The following is an 18,063-nucleotide window of genomic DNA, read 5'->3' as shown; positions in this document are numbered from 1 at the left end:
CACAATGGCTAAGAAAAGCGCCGTAAACCGCAATGAAGCCGTCAAGGCCCTGGTTGCGAAGTATGCCGCGAAGCGGGCCGCCCTCAAGGCGACCGCCAACGACGAAAACCTGCCGCTGGAGGAGCGCTTCGACGCGCGCCTGAAGCTGGCCGAACTGCCGCGCAACTCCGCGCCGAGCCGCATTCGCAACCGCTGCGAAGTGACGGGTCGTCCGCGGGCGTTCTACCGCAAGCTCAAGATGAGCCGGATTGCGCTGCGTGAACTGGGCAACCTGGGCCAGATTCCCGGCCTGACGAAGTCCAGCTGGTAAGGGGAGCGAACAGACATGATGATCAACGATCCCCTGAGCGACATGATCGCTCGCATCAAGAACGCGGCGACCCGCAAGCGTTCCAAGGTGCTGACCCCGGCTTCCCGTCTGCGCCAGCGCGTCCTCGACGTGCTGCAGGACGAAGGTTACATCCGCGGCTACAACCTGGTTCAGAACCCGGGTGAGTTTCCGCAGTTCGAGATCGAGCTGAAGTACTTCGACGGTCAGCCCGTCATCGCTGAGATCGCGCGCGTGTCCAAGCCAGGCCGCCGCGTCTATTCGGCGATCGGCGATCTGAAGCCGGTCAAGAACGGCCTCGGCATCTCGATCCTCTCGACTTCGAAGGGCGTCATGTCCGACGCTTCCGCCCGCGACGCTAACGTCGGCGGCGAAGTCCTCTGCAGGGTCTACTGATATGTCCCGTATTGGCAAGAAAACCATCGCCGTGCCGAAGGGCGTGACTGTCACGCTCGACGGCCAGAACGTCACCGTCAAGGGACCCAAGGGCGAGAGCGCCTGGACCGTCGCCGACGAGATCGAAGTCAAGCAGGAAGGCGACGAACTGTCGCTGACGCCGCGTTCGGACACGCCTCGCGCTCGCGCGATGTGGGGTCTGTCGCGCACCCTGGTCGACAACATGGTCGTCGGCGTCACCACGGGCTTCGAAAAGTCGCTGGAGCTGGTCGGCGTGGGTTACCGCGCCGCGATGAAGGGCGACGCCCTTTCGCTGCAACTTGGCTTCTCGCACGAAGTCGATATCGCTCCGCCGGCCGGCGTCAGCTTCGCTGTGCCGAAGCAGACCGAGATCAAGATCTCGGGCGCTGACAAGCAAGCCGTCGGTCAGATCGCCTCGGTCATCCGCAAGCTGCGTCCGCCGGAGCCCTACAAGGGCAAGGGCGTCCGTTACGCGGGCGAGAAGGTCCGTCGCAAGGAAGGCAAGAAGAAGTAAGTCATGGCTCTTTCTCTTCGACAACAAGCCAAGCGTCGCTCGGAGCGCACGCGTCGCCGCCTGAAGGCTGTCGCCAACGGTCGTCTGCGTCTGTCGGTCTACCGTTCGGACAAGAACATCTCGGCCCAGATCATCGACGACGCCCAGGGCGTGACCGTCGTGGCTGCCTCGTCGCTGGAAGGCGGCAAGGGCAAGCGCGGTTCGGACACGGCTGCGGCCGCCGCGATCGGCAAGCTGATCGCCGAACGCGCCATCGAGAAGGGCGTCAAGGACGTCGTCTTCGACCGTGGCGAGTACATCTATCATGGACGGGTGAAGGCGCTGGCGGAAGCCGCGCGTGAAGCCGGCCTGAACTTCTAAGGGACGCGACAGATGGCGCAACAACCCCAACGCGGCGGCGGCGGCAACGATCGCAACCGTCGTGACAACCGCAACGGTCCCGCTGCTGATGGTCCGGATTCCGACATCGTCGAGAAGCTGGTGCACATCAACCGCGTCGCCGCCACCGTCAAAGGCGGCCGTCGCTTCAGCTTCGCAGCCCTGATGGTCGTCGGCGACGGCAAGGGTCGCGTCGGCTTCGGTCACGGCAAGGCGCGCGAAGTGCCGGAAGCCATCCGCAAGGCGACTGAAGAAGCCAAGAAGACCATGATCCGCGTTCCGCTGCGCGAGAACCGCACGCTGCACCACGACGGCAACGGCCGTTGGGGCGCCGGCAAGATCATGATGCGCGCCGCCCCTCCCGGGACCGGCGTCATCGCGGGCGGTCCGATGCGCGCCGTGCTCGAAACCCTCGGCGTCCAGGACGTCGTGGGCAAGTCGACCGGTTCGTCGAACCCCTACAACATGATCCGCGCGACGTTCGAAGCGCTGAAGGTCCAGTCCTCGCCCCGTCAAGTCGCGTCCAAGCGCGGCAAGAAGGTCGCGGATCTGATGGGCCGCCGCAACGACGGCGCCTCGGCGCCCGAAGCCGTGGAGTCCTAAGTCATGGCTGACAAGAAAACGCTCACCGTCAAGCAGACCGGTTCGCCGATCCGCCGCAAGAACGACCAGCGCGCCACCCTGGTGGGCCTGGGTCTGAACCGCCTGGGTCGTGAATCGACCCTGGAAGACACGCCTTCGGTTCGCGGGATGATCGCCAAGGTCGCCCACTTGACCGAGATCGTCGAGAAGTAAGCCGTTTCGCCCTCTCCCGCACCCGGGGGAGGGCGTTTCTGCACTTGCGAATACCCAGAGGGTCGCCTATCAGCGGCCCTTCATTTTTTCCAAGCCGAGTCCGGACGATGTCCGGGCGCTAGCACCCGAAAGGATCAGGCACATGAAACTGAACGAAATCCGCGACAACGAAGGCGCCCACAAGAAGCGCATGCGCGTCGGCCGTGGCCCCGGTTCGGGCAAGGGCAAGACCGCTGGCCGTGGCGTCAAGGGTCAGAAGTCTCGTTCGGGCGTCGCCATCGGCGGCTTCGAAGGCGGCCAAATGCCGCTGTACATGCGTATGCCCAAGCGCGGCTTCAACAACGCCAATGCTCTGAAGCTGGCTGAAGTGAACCTGTGGCGCCTGCAAGACGCCGTCGACGCCGGCAAGCTGGACGCCAAGTCCGAACTGAAGGGCGACGCCCTGGTCGCCGCCGGCGTGATCCGTCGCGTCAAGGACGGCGTGCGACTGCTGGGCACCGGCGAGCTGAAGCAAGCACTGAACCTGGTCGTCTGGTCGGCCACTGCCGGCGCCAAGAAGGCCATCGAGGCCGCTGGCGGCTCGGTCGTCGAGCAACGCATCGAAGCCGAAGCCAAGGCCGCCGCGCGCGTCGAGAAGCGCAACGCCGCCAAGGGCAAGGCTCCGGCTCCCAAGGCGCCGCGCGGCGACGATAACAAGATCTCGGCCCGTACCAAGCGCACCGCCGCCAAAGCCTAAGTCACGCGTCGTCGCGGCGATTAGGTCGTGACCTGATTACATCTGCGACGACGAAAGAACGGAAGCGGCCCTCGCATGAGGGCCGCTTTCCGCCTATCTGACGACTCAATCAGTCGTGGGGACGCATAATGGCTTCGGCCGCAGAACAACTCGCCGCCAATATGAATATGGGCTCGTTCGCGAAAGCGACCGAGCTGCATAAACGCCTGCTGTTCACGCTGGGCGCGCTTCTGGTATATCGCATCGGCACCTATGTGCCGATCCCGGGCATCAACTCGCAGGCCTTCCTGCAGTTCTTCCAGAACCCGGACGGTCAGCGCGGCATCCTGGACATGTTCAACATGTTCTCGGGCGGCGCGGTCGAGCGTATGGCCATCTTCGCGCTGAACGTGATGCCCTATATCTCGGCCTCGATCATCGTGCAGCTGATGGGCACAGTGTATCCGCCCTGGGAGAAGCTGAAGAAGGAAGGCGGCGAAAGCGGCCGTAAGCAGCTGAATCAGTACACCCGCTATCTGACGGTGTTCCTGGCGCTGGCGCAGTCCTTCGGCATCGCGGCGGGCCTGAACAGCACGGCCGGCCTGGTCGATAACCCCGGCATCTTCTTCATCATTTCGACGGTCGTGACCCTGACCGGCGGCACCATGTTCCTGATGTGGCTGGGTGAGCAGGTGACGGCGCGCGGCGTCGGCAACGGCATCTCGCTGATCATCTTCGCCGGGATCGTGGCCGTTCTGCCGTCCACCATCGCCCGCCTGCTGGGCCTGGCCCAACAAGGTCAGATGTCGGCCTTCGCGCTGCTGTTCATCGCCATCCTGGCTGTGGCTACCGTGGTCTTCATCGTCTTCATGGAGCGCGCTCAGCGCCGTCTTTTGATCCAGTATCCGAAGCGCCAGGAAGGCAACCGCATGGCTGGGGGCGAGCGTTCGTTCCTGCCGCTGAAGGTCAACACCGCCGGCGTGATCCCGCCGATCTTCGCCTCGTCGCTGCTGATGCTGCCGACGACGGTCGCGACCATGACGGCCAACGCCGACCTGCCCAGCTGGATGAGCTGGCTGCCGCTGGTGACGGCGCAGCTGACGCACGGCCAGCCGCTGTTCATGGCGCTGTATGCCGCCCTGATCGTCTTCTTCTGCTTCTTCTACACCTCGATCACCTTCAATCCGGAAGACACGGCCGAGAACTTGCGCAAATACGGCGGCTTCCTGCCGGGCATCCGTCCGGGCAAGCGCACGGCGGAATATCTGGACTATGTCCTGACCCGCCTGACCGTGATCGGCGCCGCCTACATCACCGCGGTCTGCCTGCTGCCGGAGTTCATCGTCAGCCAGTTCGGCAACAGCCTGTACTTTGGCGGAACGTCTATCTTGATCGTCGTCTCGGTCACCATGGACACTGTGGCCCAGATCCAGTCCCAACTGCTGGCGCACCAGTACGAAGGCTTGATCAAGAAGGCCAAGCTGCGTGGTCGTGGCGGTCGCGGCGCTCCCACGTCGGTTCGCCGCTAAGTCTTAGGTTGTCAGACGCCCAGGGGAGGGCTGAAGCATGAACTTGATCCTGTTCGGACCGCCGGCGGCGGGCAAGGGCACCCAGGCCAAGCGGCTGGTGGAAGAGAAGGGCATGGTCCAGCTCTCCACCGGCGACATGCTGCGCGCGGCCATCGCTTCGGGCTCGGAGCTGGGGCTCAAGGTCAAGGACGTGCTGGCGCGCGGCGATCTGGTCACCGACGAGATCGTCATCGCGCTGATCGAGGATCGCCTGACGGAGGCCGAGGCCGCCGGCGGCGCCATCTTCGACGGCTTCCCCCGCACCGTGGCCCAGGCCGAGGCGCTGGACGAGATGCTGGCCAAGCGCGGTGTTCAGATCGACGCCGTCGTCCGCCTGAAGGTCGACGACGCGGCCCTGACCGAACGGATCGCCAAGCGCTTCGCCGAACAGGGCCGTCCAGACGACAATCCCGAATCCTTCAAGGTTCGGCTCGAGGCCTACAACCGCAACACTGCGCCGCTGCTTCCCTACTATGAAGCTCAGGGCAAGTTGACCGAAGCCGACGGCATGGGCTCGATCGAGTCCGTCGCCAAGGCGATCGACGAGGCCTTGGCCTGATTTGCGTTTTCGGGCGTTGATCGCCTGATGACCGAGTTGGACGATCCTAAACCCCAAAAGACCCGCCTGCGTCGCTGGCGCATGGCGGGCATATTCGTCGGCGTCGCCGTCGCGGAAATCGGCTTGTTCCTGTGGCTAGGACAGGTGAGGGGGCCGGCGCCGACGCCCGTGGTTGAGCCACCGCCGTTCGAGGTCGTTCTCTACGACCCGCCGCCGCCGATTTCCAACGAACCCCCGGCACCCGCGACGGGCGGCGGCGCCCCCGCTGCGCCATCCGTCATTCACACGCCGCCGCCTCCGCCCAAGGAACGCCCCCGCGAAGTTCCCGCCCCGCCTGTCAAGGCGCCGGAGCCTGCGCCCGTCGTCGGGATCGCACCGTCGCCGTCGCCGCAACCCGGCTTCGGCCAGGGCGGGCAGGGGACAGGCAGCGGATCCGGCGTCGGCTCTGGGGCCGGCCCCGGCAGCGGCTCGACCGGACCGCGTCTGGTCACCGGCCCTACCATCGGCCAGATTCGCGCCAACCATCCGCCGGGCGCCCGCAGCCGGTACGGCCGGGTCGAACTGTCCTGCGTCATTCGCCTGGACAGCCGGCTGGACGGTTGCCGCGTCGTTCAGGAGACGCCCCCCGGTCTGGGCTTCGGCGCGGCCGGCCTGCAAGTGTCGGGCTATTTCCGCTTCCAGCCGCCGACCGAAGACGGTCGACCGGTCGAGGGCCAGCGGGTCACCGTCGGCGTCGATTTCGGCCGCCCGCCACGCTGAAGCGGCGCCGCGCGGGAGCGGATGTTGACGCCCGGTGAATCATCTGTATAAGGGCGCCTTCCCGCGAAGGGCGCCACGCTCCTGGTTTGTTAACCGGAGCGTTTGTTGCGTCTGACTAACGCGTATCTGGAGAATTTCGTGGCCCGTATTGCTGGCGTCAACATCCCGACCAACAAGCGCGTAGAGATCGCGCTTCAGTATATCCATGGCATCGGCCCCGCCGCCGCCAAGGACATCACCGAGAAGGTGGGCATCGAGCCCGCCCGCCGGGTGAACCAGCTGACGGACGCCGAAGTCCTGTCGATCCGCGAAACGATCGACAAGGATCACACCGTCGAGGGCGACCTGCGCCGCGAGACGTCGATGAACATCAAGCGTCTGATGGATCTGGCCTGCTATCGCGGCCTGCGTCACCGTAAGGGCCTGCCGGTCCGCGGCCAGCGCACCCACACGAACGCCCGCACCCGCAAGGGTCCCGCCAAGCCGATCGCCGGCAAGAAGAAGTAAGACAGACACATGGCCAAGGAACCGGGTCGCGTAAAGAAGCGCGAGCGCAAGAACATCACCTCGGGCGTCGCCCACGTGAATGCTTCGTTCAACAACACCATGATCACGATCACCGATGCCCAGGGCAACGCGATCTCGTGGTCTTCGGCGGGTCACATGGGCTTCAAGGGTTCGCGTAAGTCGACTCCTTACGCCGCTCAGATGGCTGCGGAAGACGCTGGCAAGAAGGCCCAGGAACACGGCGTGAAGACGCTGGAAGTGAACGTCTCGGGCCCGGGCTCCGGCCGTGAATCGGCCCTGCGCGCGCTGCAGTCGGTCGGTCTGACGATCACGACGATCCGCGACGTCACGCCGATGCCGCACAATGGTTGCCGTCCGCCCAAGCGTCGTCGCGTCTAAGCGATAGCGTTCTAAGGCACCCCCAATCTCCGTCCGCTCCATCATGGCCTCGTCGACAAGGCCGGAGCAGGCGAAACCCGTTCGAGGGACAAAATGATCGAAAGAAACTGGCAAGAGCTGATCCGTCCCGAGAAGCCGCAGATCGAGATCGGTTCCGACGCCCAGCGCAAGGCGCGCCTGGTGGCCGAACCCCTCGAGCGTGGCTTCGGCGTGACGCTCGGCAACGCGCTCCGTCGCGTTCTGCTGTCCTCGCTGCAAGGCGCGGCCGTCACGGCCATCCAGATCGACGGCGTCGTTCATGAATTCTCGTCGCTGGAAGGCGTGCGCGAAGACGTGGTCGACATCGTCCTGAACATCAAGCAACTGGCGCTGCGCATGCACGCCGAAGGCCCCAAGCGCATGACCCTGCGCGCCACGGGCCCCGGTCCGGTGACGGCCGGCCAGATCGACGTGCCGGCGGACATCGAGGTTCTGAACCCCGACCACGTCATCTGCACGCTGGACGACGGCGCATCGGTGCGCATGGAACTGACCGTTCAGAACGGCAAGGGCTATGTCGCCGCCGAGTTGAACCGTCCGGAAGATGCGCCGATCGGCCTGATCGCCGTCGACGCCCTGTATTCGCCGGTCAAGAAGGTGGCTTACCGCGTCGAGCCGACCCGTCAGGGTCAGTCGCTGGACTACGACAAGCTGTTGCTGGAAGTCGAAACCAACGGTGCGGTCACGCCGGTTGACGCTGTGGCCTACGCCGCACGCATCCTGCAGGACCAGCTCCAGATCTTTATCACCTTCGAAGAGCCCAAGAAGGCTGTCGAGCAGTCCGACGGCAAGCCCGACCTGCCCTTCAATCCGGCGCTGCTGAAGAAGGTGGACGAGCTGGAACTGTCGGTTCGTTCGGCCAACTGCCTCAAGAACGACAACATCGTCTACATCGGCGACCTGATCCAGAAGACCGAGGGCGAAATGCTTCGCACCCCGAACTTCGGCCGCAAGTCGTTGAACGAGATCAAGGAAGTTCTCACGACGATGGGACTCAGCCTCGGCATGGACGTGCCGAACTGGCCGCCCGAAAACATCGAAGATCTGGCCAAGAAGTTCGACGACCAGATCTAAGTTCAACCCTCCGCCCGTCTCCTTTGGGAGAATGTCGGGGCGGTTAGAAGATTACGGTTCCAGGTCCGCTTGAGGATACCGGTTCCGGAGTAGGAGAGACCCAGATGCGCCACGGCGCCGCCCATCGTAAACTCGGTCGCACGAGCAGCCACCGCACCGCCATGTTCGCCAACATGGCCGCCTCGCTGATCAAGCACGAGCAGATCACCACGACCCTGCCCAAGGCGAAGGAACTGCGTCCCTTCGTCGAGAAGCTGGTCACCCTCGCCAAGAAGGGCGACCTGCACGCGCGTCGTCAGGCCATCAGCCAGGTTCGCGACGTGCCGCAAGTCGGCAAGTTGTTCGAAACGCTTGGCCCGCGCTACAGCGAGCGTAACGGCGGCTATATCCGCATCATGAAGGCCGGCTTCCGCCACGGCGACAACGCCCCGATGGCCGTCATCGAGTTCGTTGACCGCGACGTCGAAGCCAAGGGCAAGGACTCCGGTCCGGTCCTGGCCTTCGAAGGCAACGACGAAGACTAAGATTTGGTCGTTTGACCAAACGCCGGAAGGGCGGTCGGAGCGATCCGACCGCCCTTTTGCTTTGCGTGGAAAATGGACAGGAGGGGTGAATGACCGTCGCCATCGTCGATTTCCGTCCCTATCACGCCTCCGCCTGGGCGCAATTGAACACCGCCTGGCTGATCGAGGGCGAGTTCGCCATCGAGCCCAAGGATCGGCTGGCGATCGACGATCCGCAGGGCGTATTCCTGGACAAGGGCGGGCGCATCTTCATCGCTGAGAAGGATGGTGAGGCAATGGGCTGTTGCGCCATGGTTCCGACCGACGACGGGGTGGAGGTCTGCAAGATGACGGTCACGCCCGCCGCGCGCGGCCTGGGGCTGGCGCGACGCCTGCTGGACGCCTGCGAAGCGGCGGCGCGGGAAATGGGCGCTGCCCGGCTCTACCTGGAAACCAACAGCGCCCTGAAGCCCGCGATCGCTCTGTATGAAAGCGCCGGCTTCATGCATCTGCCGCCACGGCCCACGCCCTATGCGCGCGCGGACGTCTTCATGGAGAAACGGCTTTAGCCGCTCCAGAGCGCGGCGATCGCCATGCTCCATATGAGCAGAATGCACAGGCCGTAGGCGATCTGATCCTGAAGCGAGCGGCGGGGTGGTTTGGGCGGTGGGTTCGGAAGCGGCATCGTCAAGCTTGAAGCCGATAGGCGACGACGGCGAAATCGATTAAGCGGGTGACGGTCTGTGAGGAGAGGTCACATGTCAGGTCGCGCGCCGCCGCCGCTGAATGCGCTGCGAACCTTCGAGGTGTTCGCTCGGCACGGCAGCATGACCCGTGCAGCAACCGAGTTGTGTGTCACCCACGGCGCGGTCAGCCGTCAGATCGCGGCGTTCCAGGCCTCACTGGGCGTGGCTCTGGTGACCGGGCCACGCCATGCGCTGACGCTGACCGAGACCGGCGCAACGCTGGCTGAGGGCCTGACGCCAGCGTTTAGCGCGATCACAGATGCGGTTGAGGCCGCGCGGCAGGGCGTGGCGCGGGAGATCGAGATTTCTTGTTTGGGCACCTTCGCCCTGAAATGGCTGATCCAGCGCCTGCCGGGGTTTCTCCAGGCCCATCCCGAGGTGCGGGTCCGGCTGTCGGAATCCTATGCGCCGGTCGATTATCGGCGCGATCGTTTCGACGGCGCAATCCGTATCGTGGAGCCGGATCAGCTTCATGCGCGAACCGAAGCGACGCCCTTCTTGGCTCAACATCAGGGACCGGTCGGATCGCCATCCATGATGGCTCAGCTGCCAACGATAGAAGCCTTAGCTAGCGCGCCGCGGCTGCATTCGGCGACATTCCGTAGGGCTTGGTCGGTCTGGGCTGAACTGGCCGGCGTGACCCTGCCGCCGGCGGCGATGGAGCGAGAATTCGCGCATAATCATTCGCTGGTGGAGGCGGCGATCGCTGGATTGGGCGTCGGTATTGCGCCTTGGGCCTTCGTGGCGCCAGACGTGATGGCCGGTCGGTTGGCCGCGCCGTTCGGCTTTGTCGAGCGGCCGTCCCGGTTCGTCTTTCTGCGGCCGGAAGGCCGCAAGGATGCGGCGGTGGACGCCTTCCGCGACTGGCTGGTTGCGGAAGGCGCGCGCAGTCCGTCGCCGCCTATTCCTTCGATAGGTCCTGGCGGTTGAACCAGACGATGGAGGCGGCGAAGGGGACGCCAATCCAGAGGGCCAGGCTGAGGACACCTTTGAGTACGGCATGGTCTGGCAGTTGCGCCGCCGATGCGCCGCCCTCTATGGCGGCCTTCAGCAGGTCGGTGGCCAGGCCGGGCGACAGCAGTGGCAGAAGCCAGCCGTCCGGCGTCACGCCCATCGGCAGCAGCAGTTGGGGCAAGAAGAACTGGGCCACGCCGATCACCAGCGGCGCGAACAGGGCCGCCAGCAACGAGCGCGTCACCACGGCGGCCAGAAGGCCGAGCATGGTGAACTGCAGGATGCGCGCCCAGGACGTAAGGGTCAGAAGGCCGAAGTCCGTCGCCGCTGCGCCGGTCATCGAGAAGGTGAGGGGGCGGCCGAACACCGCCGCCTGGATCACACTGGCGATCACGTCGGAGATCAGGGCGGCAATGGTCGCCAGCACGATCACCAGACCCACCACCGCGACCTTGCCGGTCAGCAGGTTCGGCCGGGTGTTGCGCGCGCTGATCAGCCGCCAGGTTTCCCAGCGATAGTCGCCGGCGTAGATGGTCGCCGCACCGATCAGGACAAACATCAGTATGGCCGGATTGGCGAAGTCGCCCGCGCTCTTGACCAGGGCCACGCCCAGATCGAGCGGGCCGCCCTTCATCATGTCCGGCGGCAGCTTGCCCGCCAGTTTCGCCTCGTTGGCCTTGGCGACCACGAAGCCCAGGGTGGCCAGGATCACACCCATGATCGGGATGAACAGCACGCTCCAGAACAGGGCGGTGCGGTTCTTGGACAGGCGGTAGGTTTCGGAACGGATCGCGTCAGCCAGCACGGTTTTGCTCCTGCACGCCGGTCCAGCCGGTTTCGCTCATGAAGACGTCTTCCAGGTCCGCGCCGATCCAGCGGGCTTCTTCGATATCGACTCCGCCCTCGACCAGAGCCTTGATGGCGGCGGCGGCCTCGGCGCGCGGCACGGCGGCCACAAGGGCATCGCCCTCCAGCGTCGCGCGCTCGCCCAGCACGGACATGGCCTTCGCCAACGGCGTGACCGACAGGCGAAGACGCTCGCCCGAGGCGGTCAGATCGGAGACGCGGCCCTCGGTGATCACCTTGCCCTTGTTGAAGATGGCGACGCGGTCGCAGACGCGCTGGACCTCCTGAAGCTGGTGGCTGGCCAGGATGACCGTCACGCCGTCGTGGTCGGCCAGGCTGCGGATCAGGGCGCGCATCTCCTGGATCCCGGGCGGATCCATGCCGCTTGTCGGTTCATCCAGGATGACCAGGTCCGGCTTGGTCATCAGGGCGGCGGCGACGCCCAGGCGTTGCAGCATACCGACCGAAAAGCCCTTCACGCGCCGATTGGCGGCCTCGGTCAGTCCGACGCGTTGCAGCCAGTTGTCGATCTCGGCCGAGGACACGCCGCCATGGGCGCGGGCCAGCCATTCCAGCACCTGGCGGGCGGTCATGAACGGCGGAAAGCGCGGCGTTTCGATCATCGAGCCCATGCGCCGCATCGAGGCTGGATCGCCGATCCGACCGCCCATCACCGTGGCCACGCCCTCTGTCGGACGAATCAGACCCAACAGGGTGCGAAACAGCGTCGATTTGCCCGCACCATTGGGACCCAGAATGCCGTAGACCCCGCCGCGCGGGATCGACAAGGTCAGGCCGTCCAAGGCCTTTACCGTCCCGTAGGTCTTGGTCAGGCCGCGAATGTCGATGACGGTTTCCATACGCCAAGCTTGGCGAGTGAACGCCGGTCGCACAAGCCGTCGCGTGGCTGTCGTCCATTAAGTTTAGGCAATGGTTCAGTGTCGCCTTGGAGTAAGCTCATGTCTCGTTTCGTCGCCGCCAGCCTGGCCGTGGCCGCCGCCTTCGCCGTCGCGTCCTGCGCCGGGGCCCCGCAGTCCGCCCTTACATCTCCGATTGTCGAGCAGGCCGCGCAGACGACCCGTCCCGATCTGGTCATCCTGGTGTCGATCGACGGCTTCTCGCCGGACTATCTGGGCAAGGGGCAGACGCCGGTGCTGGATGGACTGGTCGCCGGCGGCGCGTTCGGGTCGATGCGGCCGTCGTTCCCCAGCGTGACCTTCCCCAACCACTATACGCTGGTGACGGGACTGCACCCGGACCATCACGGGGTGGTCGGCAACCGGTTCACCGACGCGCAACTGGGCGCCTTCACCATGGCCAGCAAGGAAAGCGGCTTCTGGGATCAGGGCGAGCCGATCTGGGTCACGGCCGAAAAGGCGGGCGTGCGCACCGGCACCATGTTCTGGCCGGGATCGGAGGTCGAGATCCACGGCGTGCGGCCCAGCCAGTGGGCGCCGTTCGACCAGGGAATGCCGGGCGATGCGCGCGTGGATCGTCTGCTGTCGTGGCTGGACCTGCCGGTGGATCAGCGGCCGAAGCTGGAGACGCTGTATTTCGACATCGTCGACACCGCCGGTCACCGCAACGGCCCTGATGCGCCCGAGACGCGCGCCGCCGCGGCATCGGTGGACGCCTCGATGGCACGGTTGATCGAGGGGCTGAAGGCGAGAGGGCTTTATGATCGCACGATGCTGGTCGTGGTGTCGGATCACGGCATGGCCGCGACCTCGCCGGACCGGGTCGTGTGGATCGACGACATCATCGATCCGGCGGCGCTGAAGATCGGCTATGGCGGAGCGGTCCTGACCGCTGATCCGGCGCCAGGCCGCGAGGCCGAGGTGCAGCAGAAGCTGGTTGGACGCCATCCGCATATGGAATGCTGGAACAAGGCCGATGTGCCGGCGCGACTGTTCTATGGATCCAACCCCCGTGTGGCGCAGATCGTCTGTCTGGTCGAGACTGGCTGGTTGACGGCGACGCGGGATCGGCCGGTGACGCGAGCGGGCGGCGCTCACGGTTATGACAATCAGGCGCCGGAGATGGCGGCGATCTTCATCGCCCATGGGCCGGGCGTGGTCGCCGGGCGTCGGCTGACCGATATGGACAGTGTCGATGTGCAGCCCTTCCTGGCGCGGATGCTCGGGATTGCGGCGCCGGCCGGCGACGGGCGGGCGCAAGACACCTTGCCCGTCACCATGCCCTGATGGGGTGATTGGCGAGCCGACGATTTGAGCGCACACTGGTCGCCAGAGGGAGAGGGGCGAAGATGCGCAAGAGTCTGTGGGTCGCGACAGTTTCGGTCGCCTGTCTGATTGCGCCCGTGGCGGTCGCCGACGCCACAGCGACGGCGGCGACCCTGGCCCTGATCACCAATCCGCAGGTCTGCGGCCGGGTCGGCGCCGTCGGCGATGTCCAGCCGACACGCGACATGGTCATGGCCCCAGGCTTCGGCGACGAGGGTTTCGCGGTCGATACGAAGAACCCCGAGGCCCAGGCCTGGTTCGACCACGGCGTGCGGCTGCGCTGGGCGTTCGAGCATTCGGAATCGGTGCGGGCGTTCAGGAAGGCGAGGCAGTTGGACCCGTCTTGCGGGATGTGCGCCTGGGGCGAGGCCTGGGCGATCGGGCCGAACCTGAATGGCGGCGGCGGCGATCCCGAATCGATCGCCACAGGCCTGCGCGTCGCGCGTGACGCGCGGCGTCTGGCCCGCGACGCCACGCCGATGCAGCGCCAGATGATCGACGCCCTGATCCAGCGCTATTCCGGCAAGGAGAAGACCCGCGCCCTGCGTTACGCCCGCGCCATGGACCGGATCGCAAAGCGCCATGCCGACGACGTATCGGTTGCCTCGATCACCGCCGACGCCTGGATGCTCCAGCCCGAGGGCGAATGGTGGGACAAGGACGGCAAGGCGACCGATCCGGCCGTCACCCGCGCCATGGCGATCCTGGAGCACGCCCTGACGGTCAAGGCGAACGATCCGGGCGCCATTCACCTGTACATCCACCTGACCGAATGGTCGGACGATCCGCACAGGGCGCTGGCCTATGGCGAGCGGCTGGCCCTGCTGGCGCCGGGCGCCAGCCATCTGGTGCACATGCCGTCGCACACCTTCTATCGTGTCGGGCGCTACAAGGACGCGATGATGTCCAACGTCAACGCCGTGGCGCTGGACAAGAGCTACGACCAACTGGTCGGCCCGCCCGGGGGGATACGCGGCATGCGGCTGCATGCCCACAACATCCATTTCGGCATGGGCGGCGCCCTGATGGCGGGCGGAGCCGAGCGGGGACTGGAGCTGGCCGACTGGTATATGGCGACCTATCCGCAGCTGGCGGGACCGCCCGAGGCGGGCGAGGACGGCTATGTCGTCTATCGTCAGGTGATGGCGGCGGACGCCTATGCGCTTTACGGCCGGTTCGGATCGGACGCCCGGGTCGCGGCGCTGGCCGAGCCGGACGTGGGCCGTCCGCTGATGCGGGTCGGCTGGCGCTATGCACGGGGCGAGGCGGCGGCGCGGCGCGGCGATGCGGCGGCGGTTCGGATCGAGGCCCAGGCCATCGCCGCCCTGCTGGCGGACAAGGCGTTCAAGGGCCCGATGGCGGATCGTCAGACCGGTTTCGCCGAACTGTTCCAGAATGTGCTGGAAGGCCGCGCGGCCATGATCGATCAGGACTATCCCGCCGCCATCGCCGCCTATGGGCGGGCGGCGGCGATCCAGGCCATGGCGCCCGAGGGCGGCGATCCGCCGATGATCTGGTATCCGACGCGCCGAAGCCTGGCCGCCGCCATGCTAGCGTCCGGCGATGCGGCGGGGGCCAAGGCGAAGATCGGCGAACTGCTGAAGGATTGGCCGAACGACCCGTACAGCTACTACGTCCTCTACCGCGCCGAGCAGGCGCTGGGCGACGAGACTGCGGCCAATGACGCCCTGCGCCATGCCGGCGTCGAATGGATCGGCGGACAGATGAGTTTGGCCGAGGCCTAGCGCTCAAGGACGAAGACGGACGGCACGTCGCAGCGCCAAGTCTTCAGCCGCATCGTAATGGCGAAAGCCTCTATCTGTGAAAGCACGCCTAGACCGAAGGTGAACCACAACAGCCAGTTCGTCTGCCCCGTGACGAAGAGCTGAACAAAGAGCGCCCAGAGAAACAGGCAAAATAGCTTGGACAGCCAATGATGAGGCGACGCCTCGCGCCGGAAACGGGCGAAGCTGACGGCGTGGTTGGCGACCTCCAAAAGCACGAGGACCAAGATCAACGGCCCGACCACCGAAGCCAAGCCGGGATGCATCAGCCAAAGGGCCAAGGCGGCGCCTAACCAAAAGATCACGTCCGCCCGGCCGTCCCAGCGTCGAAGCGTCGGCGTGACGACCTTCAGCCGCCGCGCGATGACGCCGTCGAAGATGTCGGACAACACCGCCAGCGACAGCAAGATCGCGGCGGCTCCACCTGCCTGAGGGGCGATCAGCGACACGCTGACCAGCGCAGGCGCGCAGAGCAGCCGGAAGATGACGAGACCCCACGGCAGGCGGTTCAGCATCTAAACGATCAGCGCTTCGCTGCTTCGATCAGTTTGCCGATCTCGGCCGGGTCGATGCCGGGGCTGGCCTTGCCGTTGACGAAGAAGGTCGGCGTGCCGCGCAGACGCAGGGCGGCGGCCGTGGTGTGAATGTCGGCGATGTGGCGGGTGGTGTCGGGCGCGGCGATCGCGGCCTTGGCGCGGGCCATGTCCAGGCCGTGCGCCGCCAAGATGGCGTCGATCGCTTCGATCGATAGCGCCCGTTCGGTCATCAGGGCGTCATAGACCTCCAGATACTTGCCCTGCTGGTGCGCGGCGAGGGCGGCGCGGGCGGCGTATTGCGAGGTGATGTCGTCGCCGCGGTCCAGGATGGGCCAGTCCTTGAAGACGAAGCGGACCTCCGGATGGGCGGCCATTAGGGCGCGATAGTCGTGGGCCACGGCCTTGCAGCCGGGGCAGCGGAAGTCGAAGAATTCGATCACCGTGACCTTGGCGTTCGCTGGACCGAAGGCCGGATCGCGGGCGTCGGGCGCCAGGAGGCCGGCGTTGGCGGCGGCGGCCTGGTTCGTCTCCTCGACGGCGGCCTCGGCGTCCTTGGTCTGGAGCGCCATCTGCGCCTCCTGCAAGACCTCGGGATGCTCCAGCAGATACGCACGCACGTTCGATCCGCCGGTCAGATAGGGCGCGGCTGAAAAGCCCAGGGCGATGACCGACAGTCCCAGGGCCAGATAGCCGGCGCGGCCGCCGCTGAGCCATCCTGGCTTGGCGGTCTTGGGTTCGGGCGCAGGCGTGGGGGCGTCGTCGGTCATTCAGGCTCGCAGTCGGCGTAAGGGGTCAGTTGAGGGTGGCGGGCCGGCGCGCGGCGTCACGGCGGTCCAGGTCGTTGAGGTCGTCGGGCGTGGCGCCCGAGGCCAGGACGATATCGACGGCGCGGCGCCATTCGATCGAGCCCGGATCCAGCATGGAGCGGGCGCGCAGGGCGAATTGGGTGGCCTGTTTCTCGTCCCCGCCGGCGAAATAGTATTCCGCCGAGGCCAGGCGCGCCTCGCCCTCCTTGCCTTGCGAGGCATAGGCCTGGGCCAGCAGTCGCCAGGCCATGGTGTTGACCTTCTCGGCGACGACGGCGTGTTTCAGCTGATCGATGGCCTCGTCCAGCTTGGCCTTGTCGTTGGTCTCGATCAGGGCGTGGGCCAAGTTGACGCGCAGCAGGGGGGCGTCGGGCTTCAGGCGGACCGCCTCGCGGTGGGCGGCGACGGCCTCGGCCGGGCGACCTTCCTCGAACAGGATCTGGCCCTTCAGTTCCTGGAAATAGGGGTTGTTCACGTCGCCGGCGATCAGCGCATCCACCGCCGTCAGCGCCTTGTCCGTCTGGCCGTCGCGATACCAGGCGATGGCCCGCGCATAGCGGCCGGGCAGGGAGGTGTCGGTTGACGGATAGTCGCGCAGGGTGGCGTTCGGCGCATCCATGAAGGCGTGGATCTTGGCCAGGATCAGCGCGTGCTGCGCCATACGCTCGGGGCTGTCGCGATGGTCGTAGTGCGGCTGCTCCTGCACGTAGCGACGCAGGCTCTCAATCCGGTTCGACGACAGGGGGTGGCTGCGGAAATAGGGATAGCGGCGGGCGTCGGAGAAGACCTCCTGCGAGCGGAAGTTCTCGAAGAAGGACACCAGCCCGGCGCCGGATTCGCCGGCCGCCTCCAGCGCCCGCGCGCCCGAGATGTCGGCCTCGCCCTCTTGGCTCTGCATGTAATGCAGCGCGCCCAGAGCGCCGAAATACTGGCTGGAGCCCAGCAGGGCCACGCCTGCGTCCGGCGCGCCGGCGGCGATCGCCAAGGCGCCCAGCGCCATGGTCATGAACATCGGCTGTTTGCCGGCGTTCTCGGCCCCGTCGCGCAAGGTGTGGCGGTTCTTGATGTGGCCCGCCTCGTGCGCCATCACGCCCAGCAGTTCGCCGGGCGTCTTGGTGCGCAGGATCAGGCCGGTGTTGACGCCCATGATCCGGCCGCGTGTCGCAAAGGCGTTCAGGTCGTTGTCGTTGACCAGCAGGACTTCGATGTCGTTCGGGTTCAGCCCCATGGCCACGAAGACCGGGTCGGCCCATTCGCGCACGATGCCCTCGACCTCGGTGTCGCGGATCAGGCTTTGTGCGGAGGCCTGGCCGGCGACGGAAACAGCCATCAAGGCCGTCGCCGCCGCCGCCAGAGCGCGGGATGCAGATCGGGGAAGCCATCTCATGGCTCTACTCCAACAACCACCGGCCCCCGCCTGTATCCAGACAGTCTAATCGTGACCGATCAGCGGCGCCACCACCCGCGCTTGGGCTTTTCGGGCGGTGCGACGATCTGGTTCGGGTCTTCGGCGATGATGGCCTGAACGTCGATCTCCGGCGTGGGGGCGACGAAGGGCTCGGCCAGGACGGCCTCGGTCACTGGAACCGCCGT

At 66.1% G+C, this 18,063-nt stretch carries 23 protein-coding genes; 18 read left to right on the top strand and 5 right to left on the bottom strand.

Going from position 1 to position 18,063, the window contains the following annotated elements:
* Positions 1-4: 4 nt before the first annotated feature.
* The 16 genes from rpsN to B3T77_RS14855 all read left to right on the top strand — a co-directional run bounded on the left by rpsN (position 5) and on the right by B3T77_RS14855 (position 10,231).
* Positions 5-310 (top strand): 30S ribosomal protein S14, encoded by a 306-nt coding sequence (rpsN, locus tag B3T77_RS14930; RefSeq protein ID WP_055753393.1) that lies wholly within the window; start codon positions 5-7, stop codon positions 308-310.
* A 15-nt stretch (positions 311-325) separates the two neighbouring features.
* Positions 326-724 (top strand): 30S ribosomal protein S8, encoded by a 399-nt coding sequence (gene rpsH, locus B3T77_RS14925; RefSeq protein WP_008262310.1) that lies wholly within the window; start codon positions 326-328, stop codon positions 722-724.
* 1 nt (position 725) lies between these two features.
* On the top strand, positions 726-1,259 hold the full coding sequence (gene rplF, locus B3T77_RS14920) for a 50S ribosomal protein L6 (RefSeq protein ID WP_055753394.1): 534 nt from the start codon (positions 726-728) through the stop codon (positions 1,257-1,259).
* Positions 1,260-1,262: 3 nt separating this feature from the next.
* Positions 1,263-1,619: a 50S ribosomal protein L18 gene (gene rplR, locus B3T77_RS14915; protein ID WP_008259637.1), complete on the top strand. Its 357-nt coding sequence runs from the start codon at positions 1,263-1,265 to the stop codon at positions 1,617-1,619.
* Between the two features lie 12 nt (positions 1,620-1,631).
* Positions 1,632-2,240 carry a 30S ribosomal protein S5 gene (gene rpsE, locus B3T77_RS14910; protein ID WP_055753395.1) on the top strand — a complete coding sequence of 203 codons (609 nt, stop codon included), beginning with the start codon at positions 1,632-1,634 and terminating at the stop codon, positions 2,238-2,240.
* Between the two features lie 3 nt (positions 2,241-2,243).
* Complete coding sequence (gene rpmD, locus B3T77_RS14905; RefSeq protein ID WP_292080606.1) at positions 2,244-2,432, top strand: 50S ribosomal protein L30; 189 nt, start codon at positions 2,244-2,246, stop codon at positions 2,430-2,432.
* 142 nt (positions 2,433-2,574) lie between these two features.
* The gene (rplO, locus tag B3T77_RS14900; protein WP_292080605.1) at positions 2,575-3,168 is read left to right on the top strand and encodes a 50S ribosomal protein L15; all 594 of its coding nucleotides are present in this window, start codon (positions 2,575-2,577) and stop codon (positions 3,166-3,168) included.
* Between the two features lie 128 nt (positions 3,169-3,296).
* Complete coding sequence (secY, locus tag B3T77_RS14895; RefSeq protein ID WP_292080604.1) at positions 3,297-4,676, top strand: preprotein translocase subunit SecY; 1,380 nt, start codon at positions 3,297-3,299, stop codon at positions 4,674-4,676.
* Between the two features lie 37 nt (positions 4,677-4,713).
* Positions 4,714-5,274 carry an adenylate kinase gene (locus B3T77_RS14890; RefSeq protein WP_017506042.1) on the top strand — a complete coding sequence of 187 codons (561 nt, stop codon included), beginning with the start codon at positions 4,714-4,716 and terminating at the stop codon, positions 5,272-5,274.
* 27 nt (positions 5,275-5,301) lie between these two features.
* The gene (locus B3T77_RS14885) at positions 5,302-6,033 is read left to right on the top strand and encodes an energy transducer TonB (RefSeq protein WP_292080603.1); all 732 of its coding nucleotides are present in this window, start codon (positions 5,302-5,304) and stop codon (positions 6,031-6,033) included.
* Between the two features lie 138 nt (positions 6,034-6,171).
* A complete protein-coding gene (gene rpsM, locus B3T77_RS14880; protein WP_026108555.1) occupies positions 6,172-6,540 on the top strand; it encodes a 30S ribosomal protein S13 in 369 nt (122 codons plus the stop codon).
* Positions 6,541-6,549: 9 nt separating this feature from the next.
* On the top strand, positions 6,550-6,939 hold the full coding sequence (gene rpsK, locus B3T77_RS14875) for a 30S ribosomal protein S11 (RefSeq protein WP_013268944.1): 390 nt from the start codon (positions 6,550-6,552) through the stop codon (positions 6,937-6,939).
* A 93-nt stretch (positions 6,940-7,032) separates the two neighbouring features.
* A complete protein-coding gene (locus tag B3T77_RS14870; protein WP_017506040.1) occupies positions 7,033-8,052 on the top strand; it encodes a DNA-directed RNA polymerase subunit alpha in 1,020 nt (339 codons plus the stop codon).
* 104 nt (positions 8,053-8,156) lie between these two features.
* A complete protein-coding gene (gene rplQ / locus B3T77_RS14865) occupies positions 8,157-8,576 on the top strand; it encodes a 50S ribosomal protein L17 (RefSeq protein WP_055804627.1) in 420 nt (139 codons plus the stop codon).
* A gap of 89 nt (positions 8,577-8,665) precedes the next feature.
* Positions 8,666-9,124, top strand: a complete 459-nt coding sequence (locus B3T77_RS14860; protein ID WP_292080602.1) for a GNAT family N-acetyltransferase — start codon at positions 8,666-8,668, stop codon at positions 9,122-9,124.
* Between the two features lie 189 nt (positions 9,125-9,313).
* Positions 9,314-10,231, top strand: coding sequence for a LysR substrate-binding domain-containing protein (locus tag B3T77_RS14855; protein ID WP_292080601.1), 918 nt, complete (start codon positions 9,314-9,316; stop codon positions 10,229-10,231).
* On the opposite strand, the gene B3T77_RS14850 is transcribed toward B3T77_RS14855, so the two are convergent.
* Positions 10,203-11,060, bottom strand: a complete 858-nt coding sequence (locus tag B3T77_RS14850) for an ABC transporter permease subunit (protein WP_292080600.1) — start codon at positions 11,058-11,060, stop codon at positions 10,203-10,205. The genes B3T77_RS14855 and B3T77_RS14850 overlap by 29 nt on opposite strands.
* Positions 11,050-11,961, bottom strand: a complete 912-nt coding sequence (locus tag B3T77_RS14845) for an ABC transporter ATP-binding protein (RefSeq protein WP_292080599.1) — start codon at positions 11,959-11,961, stop codon at positions 11,050-11,052. The genes B3T77_RS14850 and B3T77_RS14845 overlap by 11 nt, the downstream gene beginning before the upstream one ends.
* A 99-nt stretch (positions 11,962-12,060) precedes the next feature.
* Here B3T77_RS14845 and B3T77_RS14840 point away from each other — a divergent pair, with 99 nt between their 5' ends.
* Both B3T77_RS14840 and B3T77_RS14835 read left to right on the top strand, forming a co-directional pair.
* Entirely contained in the window at positions 12,061-13,305 is a 1,245-nt protein-coding gene (locus tag B3T77_RS14840; RefSeq protein WP_292080598.1) for an ectonucleotide pyrophosphatase/phosphodiesterase, read from the top strand.
* Positions 13,306-13,367: 62 nt separating this feature from the next.
* On the top strand, positions 13,368-15,089 hold the full coding sequence (locus B3T77_RS14835; RefSeq protein WP_292080597.1) for a hypothetical protein: 1,722 nt from the start codon (positions 13,368-13,370) through the stop codon (positions 15,087-15,089).
* On the opposite strand, the gene B3T77_RS14830 is transcribed toward B3T77_RS14835, so the two are convergent.
* The 3 genes from B3T77_RS14830 to B3T77_RS14820 are packed head-to-tail and all read right to left on the bottom strand — an operon-like array spanning position 15,086 to position 17,857.
* On the bottom strand, positions 15,086-15,643 hold the full coding sequence (locus B3T77_RS14830) for a CDP-alcohol phosphatidyltransferase family protein (protein ID WP_292080596.1): 558 nt from the start codon (positions 15,641-15,643) through the stop codon (positions 15,086-15,088). The genes B3T77_RS14835 and B3T77_RS14830 overlap by 4 nt on opposite strands.
* Positions 15,644-15,651: 8 nt before the next feature.
* On the bottom strand, positions 15,652-16,431 hold the full coding sequence (locus tag B3T77_RS14825; protein WP_066551230.1) for a thioredoxin domain-containing protein: 780 nt from the start codon (positions 16,429-16,431) through the stop codon (positions 15,652-15,654).
* Between the two features lie 25 nt (positions 16,432-16,456).
* The gene (locus B3T77_RS14820; RefSeq protein WP_292080595.1) at positions 16,457-17,857 is read right to left on the bottom strand and encodes a M48 family metalloprotease; all 1,401 of its coding nucleotides are present in this window, start codon (positions 17,855-17,857) and stop codon (positions 16,457-16,459) included.
* Between the last annotated feature and the right edge of the window lie 206 nt (positions 17,858-18,063).

It is taken from the genome of Brevundimonas sp. UBA7838 (assembly GCF_002500885.1).
GTDB lineage: Bacteria > Pseudomonadota > Alphaproteobacteria > Caulobacterales > Caulobacteraceae > Brevundimonas > Brevundimonas vesicularis_C.
This window is presented reverse-complemented; position numbering and strand designations above follow the sequence as displayed.

What these genes read in the sequence shown, in the direction of transcription:
- rpsN (WP_055753393.1), top strand. Translation starts at nt 5, where the DNA reads ATGGCTAAGAAAAGCGCCGTAAACCGCAATGAAGCCGTCAAGGCCCTG.
- rpsH (WP_008262310.1), top strand. Translation starts at nt 326, where the DNA reads ATGATGATCAACGATCCCCTGAGCGACATGATCGCTCGCATCAAGAAC.
- rplF (WP_055753394.1), top strand. Translation starts at nt 726, where the DNA reads ATGTCCCGTATTGGCAAGAAAACCATCGCCGTGCCGAAGGGCGTGACT.
- rplR (WP_008259637.1), top strand. Translation starts at nt 1,263, where the DNA reads ATGGCTCTTTCTCTTCGACAACAAGCCAAGCGTCGCTCGGAGCGCACG.
- rpsE (WP_055753395.1), top strand. Translation starts at nt 1,632, where the DNA reads ATGGCGCAACAACCCCAACGCGGCGGCGGCGGCAACGATCGCAACCGT.
- rpmD (WP_292080606.1), top strand. Translation starts at nt 2,244, where the DNA reads ATGGCTGACAAGAAAACGCTCACCGTCAAGCAGACCGGTTCGCCGATC.
- rplO (WP_292080605.1), top strand. Translation starts at nt 2,575, where the DNA reads ATGAAACTGAACGAAATCCGCGACAACGAAGGCGCCCACAAGAAGCGC.
- secY (WP_292080604.1), top strand. Translation starts at nt 3,297, where the DNA reads ATGGCTTCGGCCGCAGAACAACTCGCCGCCAATATGAATATGGGCTCG.
- B3T77_RS14890 (WP_017506042.1), top strand. Translation starts at nt 4,714, where the DNA reads ATGAACTTGATCCTGTTCGGACCGCCGGCGGCGGGCAAGGGCACCCAG.
- B3T77_RS14885 (WP_292080603.1), top strand. Translation starts at nt 5,302, where the DNA reads ATGACCGAGTTGGACGATCCTAAACCCCAAAAGACCCGCCTGCGTCGC.
- rpsK (WP_013268944.1), top strand. Translation starts at nt 6,550, where the DNA reads ATGGCCAAGGAACCGGGTCGCGTAAAGAAGCGCGAGCGCAAGAACATC.
- B3T77_RS14870 (WP_017506040.1), top strand. Translation starts at nt 7,033, where the DNA reads ATGATCGAAAGAAACTGGCAAGAGCTGATCCGTCCCGAGAAGCCGCAG.
- rplQ (WP_055804627.1), top strand. Translation starts at nt 8,157, where the DNA reads ATGCGCCACGGCGCCGCCCATCGTAAACTCGGTCGCACGAGCAGCCAC.
- B3T77_RS14860 (WP_292080602.1), top strand. Translation starts at nt 8,666, where the DNA reads ATGACCGTCGCCATCGTCGATTTCCGTCCCTATCACGCCTCCGCCTGG.
- B3T77_RS14855 (WP_292080601.1), top strand. Translation starts at nt 9,314, where the DNA reads ATGTCAGGTCGCGCGCCGCCGCCGCTGAATGCGCTGCGAACCTTCGAG.
- B3T77_RS14845 (WP_292080599.1), bottom strand. Translation starts at nt 11,961, where the DNA reads ATGGAAACCGTCATCGACATTCGCGGCCTGACCAAGACCTACGGGACG.
- B3T77_RS14840 (WP_292080598.1), top strand. Translation starts at nt 12,061, where the DNA reads ATGTCTCGTTTCGTCGCCGCCAGCCTGGCCGTGGCCGCCGCCTTCGCC.
- B3T77_RS14835 (WP_292080597.1), top strand. Translation starts at nt 13,368, where the DNA reads ATGCGCAAGAGTCTGTGGGTCGCGACAGTTTCGGTCGCCTGTCTGATT.
- B3T77_RS14830 (WP_292080596.1), bottom strand. Translation starts at nt 15,643, where the DNA reads ATGCTGAACCGCCTGCCGTGGGGTCTCGTCATCTTCCGGCTGCTCTGC.
- B3T77_RS14825 (WP_066551230.1), bottom strand. Translation starts at nt 16,431, where the DNA reads ATGACCGACGACGCCCCCACGCCTGCGCCCGAACCCAAGACCGCCAAG.
- B3T77_RS14820 (WP_292080595.1), bottom strand. Translation starts at nt 17,857, where the DNA reads ATGAGATGGCTTCCCCGATCTGCATCCCGCGCTCTGGCGGCGGCGGCG.